This window comes from Mycobacterium lacus (assembly GCF_010731535.1).
Taxonomy (GTDB): Bacteria; Actinomycetota; Actinomycetes; order Mycobacteriales; family Mycobacteriaceae; genus Mycobacterium; species Mycobacterium lacus.
This window is the reverse complement of the sequence record NZ_AP022581.1, coordinates 3,464,232-3,483,006: the sequence shown is the minus strand read 5'-3', so window position 1 is coordinate 3,483,006 and position 18,775 is coordinate 3,464,232. Positions and strand designations below refer to the sequence as shown.

Annotated in this window: 16 protein-coding genes; 10 read left to right on the top strand and 6 right to left on the bottom strand. The window is 68.1% G+C overall.

Going from position 1 to position 18,775, the window contains the following annotated elements; genetic code table 11:
• Window positions 1-8 precede the first annotated feature (8 nt).
• The 3 genes from G6N24_RS15965 to G6N24_RS15955 all read left to right on the top strand — a co-directional run bounded on the left by G6N24_RS15965 (window position 9) and on the right by G6N24_RS15955 (window position 3,282).
• A complete protein-coding gene (locus G6N24_RS15965) occupies window positions 9-941 on the top strand; it encodes an extracellular catalytic domain type 1 short-chain-length polyhydroxyalkanoate depolymerase (RefSeq protein ID WP_085159395.1) in 933 nt (310 codons plus the stop codon).
• 1 nt (window position 942) lies between these two features.
• Entirely contained in the window at window positions 943-2,055 is a 1,113-nt protein-coding gene (gene pstS, locus G6N24_RS15960) for a phosphate ABC transporter substrate-binding protein PstS (protein ID WP_085159393.1), read from the top strand.
• A gap of 96 nt (window positions 2,056-2,151) precedes the next feature.
• Entirely contained in the window at window positions 2,152-3,282 is a 1,131-nt protein-coding gene (locus G6N24_RS15955; protein ID WP_085159431.1) for a PPE family protein, read from the top strand.
• A 244-nt stretch (window positions 3,283-3,526) separates the two neighbouring features.
• On the opposite strand, the gene G6N24_RS15950 is transcribed toward G6N24_RS15955, so the two are convergent.
• From G6N24_RS15950 to amaB, 5 genes are all read right to left on the bottom strand, one after another.
• Complete coding sequence (locus G6N24_RS15950) at window positions 3,527-3,811, bottom strand: DUF732 domain-containing protein (protein WP_232070586.1); 285 nt, start codon at window positions 3,809-3,811, stop codon at window positions 3,527-3,529.
• A gap of 179 nt (window positions 3,812-3,990) precedes the next feature.
• Entirely contained in the window at window positions 3,991-4,746 is a 756-nt protein-coding gene (nei2, locus tag G6N24_RS15945) for an endonuclease VIII Nei2 (protein ID WP_085159389.1), read from the bottom strand.
• 4 nt (window positions 4,747-4,750) lie between these two features.
• Window positions 4,751-9,289, bottom strand: coding sequence for an ATP-dependent helicase (locus G6N24_RS15940; RefSeq protein WP_085159387.1), 4,539 nt, complete (start codon window positions 9,287-9,289; stop codon window positions 4,751-4,753).
• A gap of 33 nt (window positions 9,290-9,322) precedes the next feature.
• Window positions 9,323-9,994 (bottom strand): TetR/AcrR family transcriptional regulator, encoded by a 672-nt coding sequence (locus tag G6N24_RS15935; RefSeq protein ID WP_085159385.1) that lies wholly within the window; start codon window positions 9,992-9,994, stop codon window positions 9,323-9,325.
• Window positions 9,995-10,042: 48 nt separating this feature from the next.
• Window positions 10,043-11,554, bottom strand: a complete 1,512-nt coding sequence (gene amaB / locus G6N24_RS15930) for an L-piperidine-6-carboxylate dehydrogenase (RefSeq protein ID WP_085159383.1) — start codon at window positions 11,552-11,554, stop codon at window positions 10,043-10,045.
• An 85-nt stretch (window positions 11,555-11,639) separates the two neighbouring features.
• Here amaB and G6N24_RS15925 point away from each other — a divergent pair, with 85 nt between their 5' ends.
• The 7 genes from G6N24_RS15925 (at window position 11,640) to G6N24_RS15895 (ending at window position 16,935) form a co-directional block, all read left to right on the top strand.
• Window positions 11,640-12,092, top strand: coding sequence for an Lrp/AsnC family transcriptional regulator (locus G6N24_RS15925; RefSeq protein ID WP_085159381.1), 453 nt, complete (start codon window positions 11,640-11,642; stop codon window positions 12,090-12,092).
• 52 nt (window positions 12,093-12,144) lie between these two features.
• Window positions 12,145-13,488, top strand: a complete 1,344-nt coding sequence (gene lat, locus G6N24_RS15920; RefSeq protein ID WP_085159379.1) for an L-lysine 6-transaminase — start codon at window positions 12,145-12,147, stop codon at window positions 13,486-13,488.
• Window positions 13,489-13,609: 121 nt separating this feature from the next.
• The gene (locus tag G6N24_RS15915) at window positions 13,610-13,993 is read left to right on the top strand and encodes a hypothetical protein (protein WP_085159377.1); all 384 of its coding nucleotides are present in this window, start codon (window positions 13,610-13,612) and stop codon (window positions 13,991-13,993) included.
• Between the two features lie 336 nt (window positions 13,994-14,329).
• Window positions 14,330-14,710: a phage holin family protein gene (locus G6N24_RS15910; RefSeq protein ID WP_085159375.1), complete on the top strand. Its 381-nt coding sequence runs from the start codon at window positions 14,330-14,332 to the stop codon at window positions 14,708-14,710.
• 206 nt (window positions 14,711-14,916) lie between these two features.
• The gene (gene usfY, locus G6N24_RS15905) at window positions 14,917-15,228 is read left to right on the top strand and encodes a protein UsfY (protein WP_179963438.1); all 312 of its coding nucleotides are present in this window, start codon (window positions 14,917-14,919) and stop codon (window positions 15,226-15,228) included.
• A 458-nt stretch (window positions 15,229-15,686) separates the two neighbouring features.
• A complete protein-coding gene (locus tag G6N24_RS15900; RefSeq protein ID WP_085159427.1) occupies window positions 15,687-16,124 on the top strand; it encodes an ATP-binding protein in 438 nt (145 codons plus the stop codon).
• A 19-nt stretch (window positions 16,125-16,143) separates the two neighbouring features.
• Window positions 16,144-16,935 carry an RNA polymerase sigma factor SigF gene (locus G6N24_RS15895; RefSeq protein WP_085159373.1) on the top strand — a complete coding sequence of 264 codons (792 nt, stop codon included), beginning with the start codon at window positions 16,144-16,146 and terminating at the stop codon, window positions 16,933-16,935.
• A 20-nt stretch (window positions 16,936-16,955) separates the two neighbouring features.
• Here G6N24_RS15895 and G6N24_RS15890 read toward each other — a convergent pair whose 3' ends face one another.
• Window positions 16,956-18,752, bottom strand: a complete 1,797-nt coding sequence (locus tag G6N24_RS15890) for an acetyl-CoA carboxylase biotin carboxylase subunit (RefSeq protein ID WP_085159371.1) — start codon at window positions 18,750-18,752, stop codon at window positions 16,956-16,958.
• Between the last annotated feature and the right edge of the window lie 23 nt (window positions 18,753-18,775).

Genomic DNA, 18,775 nt, shown 5'->3' with positions numbered 1-18,775 from the left:
TTGACGACATGCCCTGGAAGCGATTGGCGGCGCTGGCCTTCCTGGTGCTCTGCGTGGCCGGGTGCGGCGGGCACCCGGTCCTGGCGGCCAGCTCTCGGGATCAGCCCGGGACGTTGCAATACGGTGGCCTGAATCGGACGTACACGGTGCACGTGCCACCCGGCCCTCCCGTCGGCCTGGTGCTGAACCTGCACGGCGGTGGCGGCACCGGAAACGGGCAGCGGGGTCTGACGAACTTCGACAGAATCGCCGACGTCGACAACCTGCTGGTGGTCTATCCCGACGGCTACGACAAGAGCTGGGCCGACGGGCGAGGCGCGTCGCCGGCGGATCGACGCCGCGTCGACGACGTCGGGTTCCTGGTCGCCCTGACCAGCAAGCTGCGGGACGATTTCGCCGTTCCGGCGGGCCATGTCTTCGTCACCGGCATGTCCAACGGGGGCTTCATGGCCAGCCGGCTGGCGTGTGACCGCGCCGACGTGTTCGCCGCGATCGCGCCGGTGGCGGGGACGCTGGGCGAGGGTGTGGCCTGCAATCCGTCGCGGCCGGTCTCCGTTATGGATTCGCACGGTACCGCCGACCCGCTGGTGTCGTTCAAGGGTGGGGTGGTGCACGGTCGCGGCGGGATCAGCCACGCCATCTCGGTTGCCCGCCTGGTGGACAGGTGGCGCTCCGTGGATGGATGTCAAGGCGATCCGGCGGTCCAGGGGTTACCCGACGTCGGCGATGGAACCCACGTCCGCCGATTCGATTCCACCGCCTGTGCGGCCGGCACCGAGGTGGTCTTGTACCAGGTCGAGGGCGGCGGGCATACCTGGCCGGGGGGCAGGCAGTATCTGCCCAAGGCGATCATCGGGCCCACCAGCCGGGCGTTCGACGCCTCACAGGCCATCGCGGAATTTTTCTTGACGCACGCGCGAAACCAGCCCGCAGGAGGCTGAATTGAAACTCGATCGATGTGGCGCCGCGCTGGGCATTCTGACGACCGGTGCGGTGATGTTGTCGGCATGTGACGGCGACAACAACGCGATTGGAGGAAGGGCGACGACTCCCACGTCGTCGGCGAAGGTGACCTGCGGCGGCAAGGCGACCCTGAAGGCCAGTGGTTCCACGGCCCAGGAAAACGCGATCACCCGCTTTGCCAAGGCCTTCGAACAGGCCTGCCCGGGGCAGTCCCTGACGTACACGGCCAACGGTTCCGGCGCCGGGATTGCCGAATTCATGGACAACGAAACCGATTTCGGTGGTTCGGACTCGCCGTTGAGCAAGGACGAGTACGCGCGCGCGGAGCGGCGGTGCGGCTCGCCGGTGTGGAACCTGCCGATGGTGTTCGGTCCCATCGCCATCGCCTACCACGTCAACGGTCTGACTTCGCTGAACCTCGACGGCCCGACCGCGGCCAAGATCTTCAACGGCGGCATTACTACCTGGAACGATCCCGCGATCGGAGCGCTGAACCCGGGTGTCACCCTGCCCACTGAGCCGATCCGTGTCGTGTTCCGCAGCGACGAGTCCGGGACCACGGACAACTTCCAGAGATATCTCGATACCGCGTCGGGCGGCGCGTGGGGAAAGGGCGGCGGCAAAAAGTTCAACGGCGGCGTCGGCGAGGGCGCCAGGGGCAACGGCGGCGCCGTCGCGGCCGTCGAGCGCACCGAAGGGACGATCACCTACACCGAATGGTCGTTCGCCCAGGCGCAACGCCTGGCCATGGCGAAAGTCGTCACGTCGGCCGGTCCAGACCCGGTGGCGATCAGCGCTGATTCGGTGGGGAAGACGATTTCGGCGGCCTGGTTCATCAGGGAGGGCAACGACCTCGCCCTCGACACGATCTCGTTTTACCGGCCAAACCAGCCCGGCTCCTACCCGATCGTGCTGGCGACGTATGAGATTGTGTGCTCGAAGTATCCCGATTCGCAGGTCGGTACCGCCGTAAAGGCGTTCCTGCAAAGCACGATCGGCGCCGGCCAAGATGGCTTGGCGGACAACGGCTATGTCCCCGTTCCGGACGATTTCAAGCCGCGATTGTCGGCCGCGATCAACGCCATCTCGTGATGGAGGCGGCATCGATGCCCAATGTTCCACGGTTTGTTTCAGCCTAGTCAACGCAATGTTCCAAAGGTTTTCCCACGGTAGTAAATGTTTGGCGTCATGGAGTTCATGGCGTTGCCGCCCGAGGTCACCTCCGCGCTGATCCACTCGGGACCCGGTGCGGCATCACTGATCGAGGCCTCCGACGCTTGGCAGCGGCTCGGTATCAGTTTGGAAGAATCGGCCGGCCTCCATATCGCGGCGTTGTCGCCACTGAGCGAGGCCTGGCAGGGTCCATCCTGGTTGGCTATGGCCCAGGCCGTCGAGTCCTACCTCACCTGGGTGCGCACCACCGCGCAGCAATGTCAGCGGATGGCCTCTTCGGCGCAGGCCGCGGTGGCCGCATTCAACTCCGTGGATGCGGCGGTCGTTCCCGTCGCACAGGTCAGTGCCAACAGGCTGCGGCTGGCGCAGTTGTTGGCCACCAACGGGTTCGGGAGCAACCTCCCGGCCATCGCCGAAACCGAAGACCAATACCAGAGCATGTGGGCGAACAACTCGGCGGCGATGAGTCGGTATCGGGCGGCCTCGGCGCAGGCCGCCCGGCTGCCTCAGTTCTCGTGGCCGCCTCCGATTGCCGATCCGGCGGGGGTGGCCGCTCAAGCCAGTGCGGTGCCCGCCGCCACCGCTCCCGCGACCGCCGTCGCGGCCGCCTCTCCGCTGGATTCGGCATTGGCGGCGCTCTTCGACTTCGACCCCAACAGCGGCTGGTTTGGATTGGCGAACACCTATGCCAACCAGTTCGTCTCGTCCGGATTTCCCATCAACCTCCTCAGCTACTTGGCGCAGAACACCTCGGCCCAGGCACTCCAGACGGTGGGCAGCGACATCGGTCAGGGTCTGTCGGAGGGGCTGCAGGCCGTGGGAGGCCCGGGGTTGGGCGCGTTGGGCGACGCCGGACTCTCGGCGGAACCGACGGCGGCGATAGGCGTTGGAGTGTCGATGGGCAAGTTGACCGCGCCGCCCGCTGTGGTGGGGCTGTTGCCCGGTTCGCAAGCGCCTGTCCAGCTCGCCTCGGCGGTATCGCCCCTTTCGCCGGGAGAATCCGGGTTCCCCATGCCGCCGCTGATGGCGCCGCCGATCTCGGCAGGCAGTGGTTGGCGCAAACGCAAGCAGCAAAAGTACGAAGACATTGCGATCGGCGCGGAACTCAAGGGGACCGTGATGCCCCGACCGCCCTCGGCGGGATGAGCGATCCCGCGCGGCGGCTCACTGCTCGTGTGATAGTGGCGACGGGCTCGCCGACATGTGGAGGCGGTCCGGCGACGTAATCCGTGACATGCCCGCGCTATTCGATCGCTTCGGCCTCGACGTTTGGGAGGATTCGATCGGCGGGTTTGGCAGCATTCATCTCTGCGTTGCTACCAAGCGGTGATCACGGTGGCCGAGGGGCTCGGTGCAGCATATGCAGCAGATGTCAGTAGCGTCGGCACGTCTACACGTTGTGCCTCGGGCAGAACGCGCCAATGCTTGCTCCGACGAAAAACCCCGCGTGGTAGCCGTCCAGGTTGCTGTTCTTCATCACGTCCGACGCGACGTCGGATAGCTGCCTACCGCCGTCAAGTTCGTCGCAGACCGCGTGGCCGGCCATGATCGCGGCCCGCGCCGACGCGAAGTTGATTCCCCTGGCCTTCAGCGCCGTCAGGAAATTGTCATCGACGGCGTCGGCGCGAGCGGTCGGGGCAGCCACTGCCGCCAGACACATCAACGCGACCGACACGGCAAGCTCGGCCCAGAGCGATCGGACCGCGCCGAATCTAGCTGGGCTGGGCGAACGCACGTGGGTGGCCGTCCTTTCTGAGCAGCTTGCACCTGCGATCATCGCATGCGAAATCCACCTCTGCCGAAGCGCTACTGCGGCGCGCGCGATCGGTAACCCGACGGCCATGCCGCGGCCTTTCAGCGTTGGCAAGCCGGGCACCAGTAGGCAACCCGCTCGCCGGTGTCGTCGTAGGTGATGCGCGCGCCGCAGCGTCGGCACCCTTGCCCGGCCCGTCCGTAGACCCAGAGCCGCCGGCCCGCCCTGGTGTCGCCGGTGGTGCAGCGGTTCCAGCGAAAGCGGTTGGCCCACAACATGTCCCGTACCCGTGTCACCAGACGTCGCGGATCGGCGAGGTGGCCGACCGGCGCGGTCGGCAGGTGTCCGCTGACGAAACACAGTTCATTGCAGTACACGTTGCCGACCCCGGCCATCACCCGCTGGTCGAGTAGCGCCTCGGCAATGGGCCGGCGCGGATCGGCCATCAGATTGGCGACCGCCACCCGCGGGTCCCAGTCATGGCCCAGCAGGTCGGGCCCCAGGTGGGCGACGACGTCGCCGTCGTGGTCACGATCGAGGATTTCCAGCACCCCCAGCTCGGCGCCCACGGCTCGAATCGCGTTGGCTTCCAGGATGATTCGCGCTCGATGATCCACCCGTACCGGCCGGTTGCCCACCCGCCAGCTGCCGTCCATCTCCAGGTGCGAGTGAATGCTGGCCGGCCCGACTCGGATGAACAGGTGCTTGCCCCGGCTAAGCACCTCGTCGACCACGCACCCGGTGAGGTCGACGGCGGCAAACCGCGGCACCCGGATGTCGCAGCGGGTCAAGATGCGGCCGGCCAGGTGCTCGCGCAGCGTGGCCGCCGTGCGCCAGACGGTGTCACCCTCGGGCATGGGGTCAGCGCAGCCGCAGCCCGCGCGGCGTGCGAACAAAGCCGGCGTCGATCAGCGCCTCCGTCACCGGGGTCGGCCCGCCGGGCTGCAGCACCGGTATCCCGTCGACGCGCTCGACCAGGATCGACGCTGGCCGCCGCGCGGCCACCGCCTCGGCCAGACCGGTGGCCGCCGCGTGGTGTGCCCCGGGATCGTCGGTGAACGTGAGCACTGACCGCCCGCCGCGTTCAGAGAACCAGGCCAGCTCGCCGTCCACCAGCACGACAAGTGCCCCCGCCTTGCGGCCCGGCCGGGCGGCATTGTCACCGCGCGTCGAAGGCCAGGGCAGCGCAGCGCCGTAGGGGTTGGCCGGGTCGGCGGCGGCCAGCACCACCGGCCGGTACTCGGGACGTTCCGGGTCGATCCCCTCGCTGTAGCTGCGCAGCCGGTCGACCGTGGAGGCGACGGCGAACTGCGCACCCCCCAACGACTCGACGAAGTAGCCCCGCTGGCACCGGCCGGCGTCCTCGAACGCGCTGAGCACCTTGTAAAGCGTGGCGAACCCGCCCGGCACGTCCTCGGCCGCAACCGCGCCGCGGGTCAACACGCCGTGGCGGTTCAACAGCAGCTCCGCCTGGTAGTGAGCTCGCAGCGTGGAGTCCGGCTCGGGAGGCGGCAGCGCCGACCACCGTCCGGCCACGATCGGGTCCGCGGAGCGGGCCTGGGCATGCGCGACGCGGTAACGGCTCAGGCGTGGCGGGCGGTGTCCCCGGTGCGCCGGCGCCGAACGCCTGCGGGCGCCCGACCCGCCGAGCAGCGCGCGCACCGGGGTGAACGTGTCGCCGGTGACCCAGCCGGCCCAGATCAGTTCCCACAGAGCGGCTTTCAGCGTCGCCTCGTCGGGCCCGTGTGCCGTGAGCTGGCGGAAGAAATACGCACCGCCGCCGGACAGCGTGTCCAGGATGGCCCGGTGAGCGTCGGTGAGATCGATCTCGGCGGGTGCCGTAAGCGTCATGGGCGCCGAATCGGCGGGGTGCAGCGCGATCCAGCCGTCGCTGCCCGAGATCGACCCCGCGCCAGACCAGGTGACCTCCCCGCTCGCCAGCAGCTCGTCCAGCATCGCCGGGGTGTAGTCGCGGACGCGCGGCGCCAGCACGAACGGTTCTAGCGCCGAAGCCGGCAGCCGCGCCCCAGCAAGCTGATCGATCACCGACAAGAGCCCGTCAACACCCGAAAGCGCCGCAGAACCAGAGGCGCCGACTTGGTGCCAGGCGGGCAGAAATCGCCCGTAGGCCGCGGTGGTCACCGGCTCGACCTGGGCCCGCAGCGCGGCCAGCGATCGCCGCCGCAGAATGCGCAACACCTCGGCGTCGCACCACTGCTCGCCCCCGGCCGCGCCCGACATCTCGGCGGCCGCGACGAAGTCGCCGCGCACCAGCTGGCCGTCACCGGCCAGGCGGCCCAGCACGTCGGCGGTCACCCGCAGCCCCAGGCCGAACCGGGCGGCGGCCTCGGCGGTGGTGAACGGGGTGTGGGTGCGCGCGTAGCGCCCCAGCAGCTCGCCCAGCGGGTCGGCCACCGGGTCGGTGAACGTGGCCGGCAGGCCCACCGGAACCGCCGCGCCGACGCCATCGCGCAGCCGGCCGATGTCTTCGACGGCCACCCACCAGCTTCGGCCGGCGAATGACACCGTCAGCGCGCGCCTGGCGGCGCGCAGGCCCTGTAGCCACCCGCCAACATCGGACACCCTGGCCCGGGCGCCGAGCTCGTCCTCGGTCAGCGGACCCAGCAGCCGCAGCAGATCCGCTACCCCTTCGGCGTCTCGGGCGAGCCGGTCGGCCGACAGGTGCTGCAGCTGGCGGCCGGTCGCCGCGATGACCTCGGGATCGAGCAGCTCGCGCAGCTCGACGCGGCCGAGCAGCTCGGCCAGCAGGGTGCTGTCCAGCGACAGCGCCGCGGCGCGGCGCTCGGCCAGCGGCGAGTCGCCCTCGTACATGAACGCGCCGACATACCCGAACAACAGCGACGCCGCGAACGGGGACGGTCTCGCGGTTTCGGTCTCGAGCACACGCACCCTGCGCTGGGCGATCTCGCTGATCAGCCGCACCAGGGTCGGGACGTCGTAGACATCCTGGAGGCACTCGCGGACCGTCTCCAGCACGACGGGGAAGTCGGGGTATTTGCGCGCCACTTCCAGCAATTGGGCGGCCCGCTGGCGCTGGTGCCATAGCGGCGAGCGGCGGCCGGGGTGCCTGCGGGGCAGCAGCAGAGCCCGGGCCGCGCATTCCCGGAACCGCGACGCGAACAGCGCTGAACCGCCCACTTCGGCGGTGACGATCGGGTCGATCTCGTCGGCGTCGAAGACGAACAACTCCGCACCGGGCGGGGCGTCTCCGGAATCGGGGAACCGCACCACGATCCCGTCGTCGAAGGCCGTCGGCTTCTCGTCGAGGCCGTAGCGTTCGCGCAGCCGCCGGCCCACCGCCAGCGCCAGCGGTCCGTGCACCCGCAGCCCGTACGGCGAGTGCAATATCACCCGCCAATCGCCGAGCTCGTCGCGGAACCGCTCGACCAGCAGTGTGGAGTCGGTGGGCACCACGCCCGTGGCGGTGCGCTGGTCGTCCAACAGGACCCGCAGGTTTTCGGTCGCGTAGTCGTCGAAACCCAAACCCGCACAACGCTTGCCGAATGCGTTGCGGTCCAGGCCGGCCAGCTCGGCGGTGAACGCGCCGAGCGCGGCGCCGAGCTCGGCCGGGCGGCCGACGTCGTCGCCGCGCCAGAACGGCAACCGGGCGGGCTGGCCCGGCGCCGGGAGCACCAGCACCCTGTCGTGGGTGATCTCGGTGATCCGCCAGCTGGTGGCTCCCAGCGAGATGACGTCCCCGGGGCGCGACTCGTAAACCATCTCCTCGTCGAGTTCGCCTACCCGCGAAGGCTTTTCGGTGGCCAGCCACACCGTGAACAGCCCACGGTCGGGGATGGCGCCACCGGAGGTGACGGCCAGCCGCTGCGCGCCGGGCCGGGCGGTCAGCGTGCCGGTATCGCGGTCGTAGACCAGCCGCGGCCGCAGCTCGGCGAACTCGGTGGACGGGTACTTGCCGGACAGCAGGTCCAGGGTGGCCTCGAATACGCTGCGCGGCAGCGTCGCGAACGGGGCGGCTCGCCGCACGGTGTCGAACCACGCGTCGGCGTTCAGCGGTTCCAGCGCGGCGGCAGCCACCGTGTGTTGCGCCAGAATGTCGAGCGGGTTGGTGGGCACCCGCATGGTCTCGATCTCGCCGGCGAGCATGCGCTGCACGCTCACCGCGCAACCGAGCAGATCGGTGCGATGCTTGGGAAACAGCACCCCACGCGAGATCTCACCGACCTGATGACCGGCCCGCCCGATGCGTTGCAGGCCGCTGGCCACCGACGGCGGTGCCTCCACGTGGATCACCAGATCGACGGCGCCCATGTCGATGCCGAGCTCGAGGCTCGACGTCGCCACCACCGCCCTGAGCTGCCCACGCTTGAGGTCCTCTTCGACCATGGCGCGCTGCTCCTTGCTCACCGAGCCGTGATGGGCGCGGGCCAGCACCGGCGGCGCGCCGAAGGTCTGGCCGCTGCCCATGATGTGGGCCGGGGCGCCGCCGGCGACCTGCGGGTTAGCTTCCGGCGTTAGCGCCACACCGCAGCGTTCGGCGTGAATTTCGTTGAGCCGTGCGGTGAGTCGCTCGGCCAGCCGTCGCGAGTTGGCGAACACGATGGTCGAGTTGTGCGACTCGATGAGATCGACCAGCCGCGCCTCCACATCGGGCCAGATGGTGTTGTTGGCCATATTGGCCATGTCGGGCACCGGAACCAGCACCGACAACTCGACGGTTTTGGCCGCTCGCGGAGCCACGATGGTGGTCGGTGACTGCCCGGACAGGAACCGCGCGAGTTCTCCGGGCGGGCGTACCGTCGCCGACAGCCCGATGCGCTGCGCCCGGCGCCCCCGACGCCGGCCCCGAGCCAGGTCGTCCAGCCGCTCCAGCGACAGCGCCAGGTGCGCGCCGCGCTTGGTGGCGGCGATGGCGTGGATCTCGTCGACGATGACGGTCTGAACGCCGGCCAGGGTGTCACGGGCGGCCGAAGTCAGCATCAAGAACAGCGACTCCGGGGTGGTGATCAGCACGTCGGGCGGCCGGGCGATGAGCTGGCGGCGCAGTGCGGGCGGGGTATCACCCGATCGGACCCCCACGGCGATATCGGGCACGGGCAGACCCCGGCGTTCGGCCAGCCGGGTCAGCCCCGCCAGCGGGGTGCGCAGGTTGCGTTCGACGTCGACCGCCAGCGCCTTGAGTGGGGACACGTACAGCACCCGGGTGCCGGCCGCCCGGTCGGGCGTGGCGGCCAGGCTATCCAATGCCCACAGGAATGCGGCCAGCGTCTTACCCGATCCGGTCGGCGCGACGACCAGGGTGTCATCGCCGTCGGCGATCGCGGCCCAGGCGTTGGCCTGCGCGGTCGTGGGCGCGGCGAAGGTGGCCGAAAACCAGTCGCGGGTGATCGCGCTGAACCGGCCCAGTGCTTCGGAGCTCACCTTGTCATGGTGCCAACGGGCGCCGACAAAAAACTACTGCGGGAGATGGCGCGCGGTCGCCATCGCGTCGGCCAGCTCGATCGGAATCTCCGGCACCCGGGCGATCGCATCCAGGAGCGTGTGCGCACAGGCGTCGGCGAGCCGCTCGGCGTCGGTCGTGGGGTCCATGATCCGCTGGCGGCATATTTCGAAGGTGAACGAGATCCAGCCGTGAATGATCACCCTCAGGTCGCGCTCGACATCGGGCTCCAGCGTGCTGCCCCCGGTCGCGCCCACCACCTCGCCGATGCGGGTCATGATGTGTTCCATTTGGCGGTTCTTGGCTTCGTCGTCGATGCCGAGCAGAACCGGGTCGGACCGGCCGAGGCCGACGTATGCGGCCCACGCGGCTTCCGGATTCTGTTGGTGGTACGCCATGTACGCCAAGACGCCGGTCCGAATCTCTTCGAACATCGTCATGCCCGGGGGAGGCTGGATGTTGGTGGCCGCATACAGCCGGTCGGCCTCGTCCTTGACGACCGCGGCAAAGAACGCCCGCTTGTCGGGGAAGTAGTGGTACATGAGCGCTCGCGACACCCCGGCTCGCTCTGCGATCTCATCGATGCGGACCTCGTCGTAGGGCCGCTTCCCGAAGACCTCCGCCCCCAGGGCGAGCAGTTCAGCGCGTCTATCCTCGGGGGATAACCGCCTCCGGGCCGTCGCCATGTGACAGATATTACTCACGCGGGGTGTGACCGCCGCTACGCCGCGGGCTCAACCGAACACCACGCCCTGCGCCAGCGGCAGCTCGTTCGAGTAGTTGACGGTGTTGGTGGCGCGGCGCATGTATGCCTTCCACGCGTCCGAACCCGACTCGCGCCCGCCGCCGGTTTGCTTCTCGCCGCCGAACGCGCCGCCGATCTCGGCGCCGGACGTGCCGATGTTGACGTTGGCGATACCGCAGTCCGATCCGTCCAGGAAACGTTCGGCCTCGCGCAGGTCGGTGGTAAAGATCGCCGACGAAAGCCCTTGTGGCACAGCGTTGTTGAGTGCTATTGCCGCGTCCAGGTCGTCGTAGGTCAGGACGTACAGGATGGGCGCGAACGTTTCGGTCGCCACGATGTCGGTTTGCGACGGCATCCGGACCACAGCGGGTTCGACGTAGTAGGCGTTCGGGAGACCGACCCGGCGGCGTTCCCCGCCGATGACCTCGCCGCCGTCGGCGCGGGCCTGTTCCAGTGCGCCCACCATGTCGCGGTAGGCGGTCTCGTGGATGAGCGGGCCGATCAGCGTGTCCGGGGCCGCCGGATCGCCGATCGGCAGTTGCCGGTAGGCGGCCACGACGCGGGCGACAACATCGTCGGCGACCGCGCGGTGCACGATCAGCCGGCGCAGGCTGGTGCAGCGTTGCCCGGCGGTGCCGGCGGCGGCGAACACGATGGCGCGCACCGCCAGCTCCAGGTCGGCCGACGGCGTCACGATCGCCGCGTTATTGCCGCCCAACTCCAGCAGTGCCCGCCCGAAGCGGCGGGCCACGCGGGGCCCGACGTGCTCGCCCATCCGCACCGAACCGGTCGCCGACAACAACGCGATCCGTGGGTCATCGACGAGCCGCCCGCCAAGGTCGCGGCCGCCCAGCAGCAGCCCACCAACCGCGGGCGGCGCGCCGACGTCGGCGGCGGCCCGGGTCAGCAGCGCCTGGCAGGCCAGCCCCGTCAACGGCGTCAGCTCGGAGGGTTTCCACACCACGGTGTCCCCGCACACCAGCGCGACGGCGGCGTTCCAGGCCCAGACCGCGACCGGGAAATTGAACGCGGTGAGCACACCCACCACCCCGAGCGGATGCCAGGTCTCCATGAGCCGGTGCCCGGGGCGCTCGGAGGCGATGGTCCGGCCGTAGAGCTGACGCGACAGGCCGACGGCGAACTGGCAGATGTCGATCATCTCCTGCACCTCGCCCAGCGCCTCGGAGGTGATCTTGCCGACCTCGGCCGTCACCAAACTCGCGAGGTCGTTCTTGTGCGCGGTGAGCAGCTCGCCGAGCCGGGCCACCAGTGCGCCGCGCACCGGGGCCGGCGTCGCGCGCCACGCCGAAAAGGCCTGCGCGGCAGCGGTAATCGTGTGGTCAGCCTGTTCGGCCGTGGTCTCGGCGACGGTGAAGAGTACCTCGCCGGTGATCGGTGTGCTGGCCGGCAGGCCGTGCTCGCCCGGCTCGCCAAGGCCGACGGCAACGCCGATCTCCTCGAAGGCCTTGAGTACCCGGGCGCGTAGGTCGTGAGTGGTCATCCAGACGCCTCCTCCTCATCGCTAGCCTCTTCGGGCGGCTCATCGCGCGCCGTTTGCTGAGCCGTCACTGCGATAGTCTCCGGCCATGGGTGAGACGCTCGACGATATCGACCGGATCCTGATGCGCGAGCTGGTCGCCAACGGACGCGCGACGCTGTCGGAGTTGGCCACGAGCGCCGGCCTGTCGATCTCGGCGGTCCAGTCGCGGGTGCGCAGGCTCGAGTCACGCGGCGTGGTGACGGGGTATGCGGCGCGGATCAACCCGGAGGCGGTCGGGCACTTTCTGTCGGCGTTCGTGGCCATCACTCCTCTTGATCCGTCTCAACCCGATGATGCTCCCGCCCTCCTGGAACACATCGCGGAGATCGAGTCGTGTCATTCGGTGGCCGGAGAAGAGAGCTACATCCTGCTGGTTCGCGTCGAGTCCGCGCGAACGCTCGAGGACCTCCTGCGCCGGATCAGGACCACCGCGAACGTACAGACCCGGAGCACCATCATATTGAACACTTTTTACAGCGATCGGCAGTATGTACCATAATCTTTCCTGCATAGCCGTCAGAGTTTCGTAAAAATCTAGCTATCATGGCGTCATGACCGCTGCTCCGACACGTGCCGGCCAACATGTGGCAGCCGACCGGGTCCACGAGGTGCTGGCGCGCAGCATTCTTCTCGACGGCCTCGACCTGGTGCTCGATCTGGCGCGGTCATCCGGTTCGCATCTGGTCGACGCCCGTGACGGTCGGCGCTATCTCGACATGTTCACCTTCGTCGCGTCGTCGGCGCTGGGCATGAATCACCCGGCGCTGGCCGACGACGAAGAATTCCGCGCCGAGCTCATCGAAGCCGCACTCAACAAGCCCAGCAACTCCGACGTCTCCACGGTGGCGATGGCCCGGTTCGTCGACACCTTCGCACGCGTCCTGGGCGACCCGGCGCTACCGCACCTGTTCTTCGTCGAGGGCGGCGCATTGGCGGTAGAGAACGCGCTCAAGGCCGCGTTCGACTGGAAGAGCCGGCACAACGAGGCGCACGGCATCGACCCGAGGCTCGGCACCCGGGTGCTGCACTTGCGCGGGGCATTTCACGGCCGCAGCGGCTACACCCTGTCGCTGACCAACACCAAACCCGCCGCCGTGGCGCGCTTCCCGAAATTCGACTGGCCACGCATCGACGCGCCCTATATCCGGCCCGGAGCCGACATGGACGCGCTGGAAGCCGAGGCGGCGCGCCAGGCCCGCGCGGCATTCGACGCGCACCCACACGACATCGCGTGCTTTATCGCCGAACCCATCCAAGGCGAAGGCGGTGACCGGCACTTCCGGCCCGAGTTCTTCGCCGCGATGCGCGAGTTGTGCGACGAACACGACGCCCTGCTGATCTTCGACGAGGTGCAGACCGGCTGCGGGATGACCGGGACGCCGTGGGCCTACCAGCAATTGGGTGTTGAACCCGATGTGGTGGCGTTCGGCAAGAAGACTCAGGTGTGCGGCGTGATGGCGGGGCGCCGGGTCGACGAGATCGCCGACAATGTGTTCGCCGTCGCCTCCCGGCTCAACTCGACATGGGGCGGCAATCTCGCCGACATGGTGCGCGCCCGCCGCATCCTGGAGGTGATCGAGGCCGAGGGTCTGTTCGACCGCGCCGCCGAGCGGGGCCGCTACCTTCGTAGCAAGCTCGACGAACTCGCCGATGACTTCCCGGGAGTCGTTCTCGATCCGCGCGGCCGCGGCCTGATGTGTGCGTTCAGCCTGCCTTCCACCGCCGAGCGCGACGAGCTGATCCGCCTGCTATGGCAACGCGGGGTGATCGTGCTGCCCTGCGGTGACGACGGCGTGCGCTTCCGTCCTGCCCTGACCGTTTCGCTCTCCGAGATCGATGCGGCGATAGCCGGCGTGCGTGGCGCGGTGGCGTCGATGGGACGGGCTGTGAGATGAGCCGCGAGCCGTTTACCTTGCTTATAACGGGGTATGTGGCCCGGCATCAAGCGCCGGTAACTAAAGCCAGCCGCCTAGCGATGGATTCAGTGCAGCCGAACGCGAGTTAGAGGTTCCGCCGATGCAGAAAATTCATGAGCGATCCGGTGGTGATCGCTTGGGCCAGGAGGATAACGAGGTCCGTGCCGCGATTCGGTTCGCGGTCGTGGCGGCGGTCGCCGGCGTTGCCTTCCTCATCGTGGCCGCGTTGTGGGTCAGTACCTGCGGTCCAACCGGCGTGGACACCGTCGCCTGCGGCCCGCCCCAGCGAACGCTACTGGCATTCGGTGGGCCGTTGATCCTGTTCGCGGGGGGCCTGTGGGCGTTCCTGCGCACCTACCGCGTGTGGCGCGAGCGGGGCACCTGGTGGGGATGGCACGGGGCCGGCTGGTTCTTGTTGACGCTGATGGTGTTGACGCTGTCCATGGGTGTCGGGCCTATCGCGGGCCCGGTGCTGGCCCCCTGAGTGGTGCGGTCGGCGACCGCGAGCGCAATACGCCACGCCCATTATCGAGGCCAAAATCTGTCGGGTCGCTACTGGGTCGCTACCTCTCGATAAACGCGTTATCGACAATGTGCCATGCCGTCCGCGCGGTTAGCGATATTCGCCTTTCGCCGCGCGCCTGACGACGCGCACCAGGATTTGTTATGCAACCTATCTTGATGTGGCACAACCCGTCTGCGCTCGGGGCAAGCCGCAGCGTACCTGCCAGCAATGTGTTCACGGCCATGGCGAGCGGGCATTTCGACGGGTCGACACGGTTCTTCACAAGCCATGTTCCCGAGATCTACGCTCATTGCCATGAGGCGAATCCTGTTGCGCACGGTTGTGCTTCTGGGATCGTGGGCGATCGGGCTGCTGGTCGCGGCGTGGGTTGTTCCCCAAGTTTCGTTGTCGGTGTTGGGGTTCATCGTCGCCGTGGTGGTGTTCTCGGTAGCCCAGGCGGTCCTGTCGCTGTTGATCCTGAAGTTGCCCCATGGTTATGCGTCGCTGCTGCTTGGCGGCACTGGCCTGGCAATGACCCTCCTCGCGTTGATTCTTGCTTCGGGATTGACTCACGGGCTCACGATTCGCGGCTTTGCGTCCTGGTTGGCCACGACGGTCGTGGTGTGGCTGGTGACAACGGTGGGGGCAATTTCACTGCCCGACCTGTTCGCCCGCGAGGACGCTCGCTCGACCTGACCGAATCGAGGCGACAGACATCAGAGCCCGGCAGGCGCGACACCGTGCAAATTCGGCTGGCGTCCAAAGGCATCCAAAGCGTCTAACGCAACCTTATCCAGCGGGAGCGCATCCCTTTCGCGCCTGGCCCGCGCGAATTCGGCATTTCGGTGGGTCCGCCAACTGGGTAGCATTTTGTTGTCTCGTCCGACGAGAGAGGAGACGTGATGGGAGACACGCATCACGATCCAACGGACTATTCCCGGACCACGCAACCGCACGCCGGCATTGTCATGAAGGACAACTTTTTCTGGCCCGGGTTAATCCTGCTGGTCGTGGCAGTTTTCGGGATGATCAGCACGGCGGTAGCTGCCAGCTACCGACACTACGAGTGGCTCACCACCACGGTGCTGATCGCCGTGCTCGGATCGGTTGCCGGAGCGCTGTGGTTCGTCGTGGAGCATCGCCGTGTGACCCGCCTCGAGGAGCGGTGGTACGCTGCACATCCCGATAACCGGCCGCGCCAGCGCGCTGCATGACGCCAAGACCTAGCCAGGACCCATTGGGAAAGCTGCGTTCACGTGGTGGGGTGGAACGTCGCACCATCAGCCCAATCGTCAGCGACCGGCGGGCTGGCTTCTACTGAACCGCCCCGACCCCTCCGAAATCTCGACGGAAAACCCGCGGCGGGGGTTTTACCGGCGGCTCCGAGCGGGTATCAGTCTCACACCATGATGAGTTCCGGCAGTGATGCGCGAGCGTGGTTGTCCCGCTATCGGGGACGAAATCACCCATGCACCGACATAGATTGCTACTGCCACCAAGATCGACACAACCGGCGTCATCCCGGCTATCGCCGCGGTGCGCCGTCGTCGGCGCGCGCGGAGGGTGCCGGTCACGTCAGCCTCGCCCATAGCGGGTCCACCACCCGGTGGGGATCATGACCAACCGACTCGAACGCGAGGGAAGTGTCGGTCAGATATTGCCGGGAGACCACATGAGTGATGCCGAACTGTGCGCTAACAAGCGCCAGCGGGGCCACCGCGCCGTTGAGCTGCAGGTTGCTGCACGACTGGAGAACCTGGCGATGCTGCGCACCCTGGTGGGAGCGATCGGCACCTTCGAGGATCTGGATTTCGATGCCGTGGCGGACCTGAGGCTGGCGGTGGACGAGGTGTGTACCCGGCTGATCCGCTCGGCCACACCGGATGCCACCCTGTCCGTGGTCGTCGATCCGCGAGACGACGAATTAGTAATCGAGGCTTCCGCGGAATGCGACACCCACGACGTGGTGGCACCGGGTAGCTTCAGCTGGCATGTGCTCACCTCGCTGGCCGACGACGTCGCGACCTTCCACGACGGCAGCCAGCCCGGTGTCACCGGCAGCGTCTTCGGCATCACCTTGACCGCGCGACGGGCGACCCCTGGCCGGTGAAGAACCAGGTGACGGCCAGGTGACTGCGCGTGCTGTCGGTGACTCCGATTCGCGCCCAAATGAGTATGCCGATGTCCCGGAGATGTTTCGCGAGCTGATGACTCTCGCCGCGGACTCACCGGAATTCCACCGCCACCGTGACAAGATCGTCGAGCGATGCTTACCGCTGGCCGATCACATCGCCCGGCGGTTCGAGGGTCGCGGCGAACCACGTGACGACCTGGTTCAGGTCGCGCGCGTCGGATTGGTCAACGCGGTGGTTCGCTTCGACGTCGAAACCGGTTCGGATTTCGTCTCATTCGCGGTCCCGACCATCATGGGAGAGGTTCGACGCCACTTCCGAGACAACAGCTGGTCGGTCAAGGTCCCCCGCCGTCTGAAGGAACTGCACCTGCGGCTGGGCACCGCCACCGCCGATCTGTCGCAGCGCCTCGGCCGGGCGCCCACCGCATCAGAACTGGCTGATGAACTCGGCATGGACCGCACCGAGGTCGTTGAGGGCCTGGTGGCGGGCAGCTCCTACAACACCTTGTCCATCGACAGCGGCGGTGGTGGCGCCGACGACGACGACGCCCGCGCGATCGCGGACACGCTGGGTGATGTGGACGCCGGACTCGAGCGCATCGAAGATCGGGAATCGCTTCGTCCGCTGCTCGACGCGCTACCCGAGCGGCAACGAATGGTGTTGGTACTCAGGTTTTTCGAGTCGATGACACAGACCCAGATCGCCGAGCGGGTCGGCATCTCGCAGATGCACGTGTCCCGACTGCTGGCAAAGTCGCTGGCATGGCTGCGCGACCAGTTGGAGTAGGCCGAGTCTGTGGTAACGGTCTATTTGATCTCGGCGAGGACCGTGCCCTGTGTGATCGCCGCGCCCGCCTCGACCGCCAGTCCGGTGATGGTGCCGTCCTTGTGCGCGGTGACCGGGTTTTCCATCTTCATCGCCTCGAGGACCACCACCAGGTCGCCGACGGCGACCTCTTGTCCTTCCTCGACCGCGACTTTCACGACGGTGCCCTGCATGGGCGCGGTGACCGCGTCGCCGGAGGCGACGGCACCGGAGTGCGCGCCGCGCTTGCGCGGCTTGGGCTTTCGGCGGATAACGCCGACCGAGTCGCAGCCGCCGCCGTTGGATAGCGCCAGGTCGGCAGGCAGCGAGACCTCGAGCCGGCGGCCGTCGACCTCGACGACCACCTTTTGCCGCGGCCGGGCGTCCTCCTCGTCGGGGGGCTCGCCGCCGGTGAAGGGCTCGACGGTGTTGTTCCACTCGGTCTCGATCCAGCGGGTGTGCACCGAGAAGCCGTTCTCGTCGCCGATGAACGCGGGGTCGGACACCACGGCACGGTGGAACGGGATGACGGTTGCCAGGCCCTCCACCTCGAATTCGTCCAGCGCGCGCCGGGCCCGGGCCAGCGCCTCGGCGCGGTTGGCGCCGTGCACGATCAGCTTGGCCAGCATCGAGTCGAACTGGCCACCGATCACCGAGCCGGTCTCCACGCCGGCGTCCAGCCGCACGCCCGGCCCGGCGGGCGGGTGGAACTTGGTCACCGGGCCGGGGGCAGGCAGGAAGTTGCGTCCCGCGTCCTCGCCGTTGATCCGGAATTCGATGGCGTGCCCGCGCGGGGTTGGGTCCTCGGTGAGGTCCAGCTTGTCGCCGTTGGCGATCTTGAATTGCTGCAGGACCAGGTCGACTCCCGAGGTCTCCTCGGTGACCGGGTGTTCGACCTGTAGGCGGGTGTTGACCTCCAGGAACGAGATCACGCCGTCCTGACCGACCAGGAATTCGACGGTGCCCGCGCCGTGGTAGTGCGCCTCTTTGCAGATCCGCTTGGCCGATTCGTGGATCTCCTTGCGCTGCGCGTCGGTCAGGAATGGGGCCGGCCCTTCCTCGACCAGTTTTTGGTGGCGTCGCTGCAGCGAGCAGTCACGGGTGCCGGCGACGACGACGTTGCCGTGCTGGTCGGCGATCACCTGCGCCTCGACGTGGCGTGGCTTGTCGAGGTAGCGCTCCACGTAGCACTCGCCGCGACCGAACGCCGCCGTCGCCTCCCGCACCGCCGACTCGTACAGCTCGGGAATCTCCTCGAGGGTGTGGGCCACCTTCATGCCCTTGCCGCCGCCGCCATGGGCGGCCTTGATCGCGATCGGCACGCCGTGTTTCTTGGCGAAGGCCACCACCTCGTCGGCGTCTTTGACCGGGTCCGGGGTACCGGGCACCAACGGCGCCTGCGCGCGGGCGGCGATGTGACGGGCGGTGACCTTGTCGCCGAGGTCGCGGATCGACTGCGGGCTGGGCCCGATCCAGATCAGGCCGGCGTCGATCACGGCCTGGGCGAAGTTGGCGTTCTCCGCCAGGAACCCGTAGCCGGGGTGGATGGCGTTGGCGCCGGACTTGGCGGCGGCGTCGAGCAGCTTCTCGAAATCCAGGTAGGACTCGGCCGAGGTTTGACCGCCCAGCGCGAACGCTTCGTCGGCCAGCCGCACGTGCGGAGCCTCGGCGTCGGGCTCGGCGTACACGGCCACGCTGGCCAGCCCGGCATCGCGCGCCGCGCGGATCACCCGAACCGCGATCTCGCCGCGATTGGCGACGAGCACCTTGGAGATCCTCGAGCTGGCGTGACTGGCCACGGCGCCTCCTGTGGGACTGGACG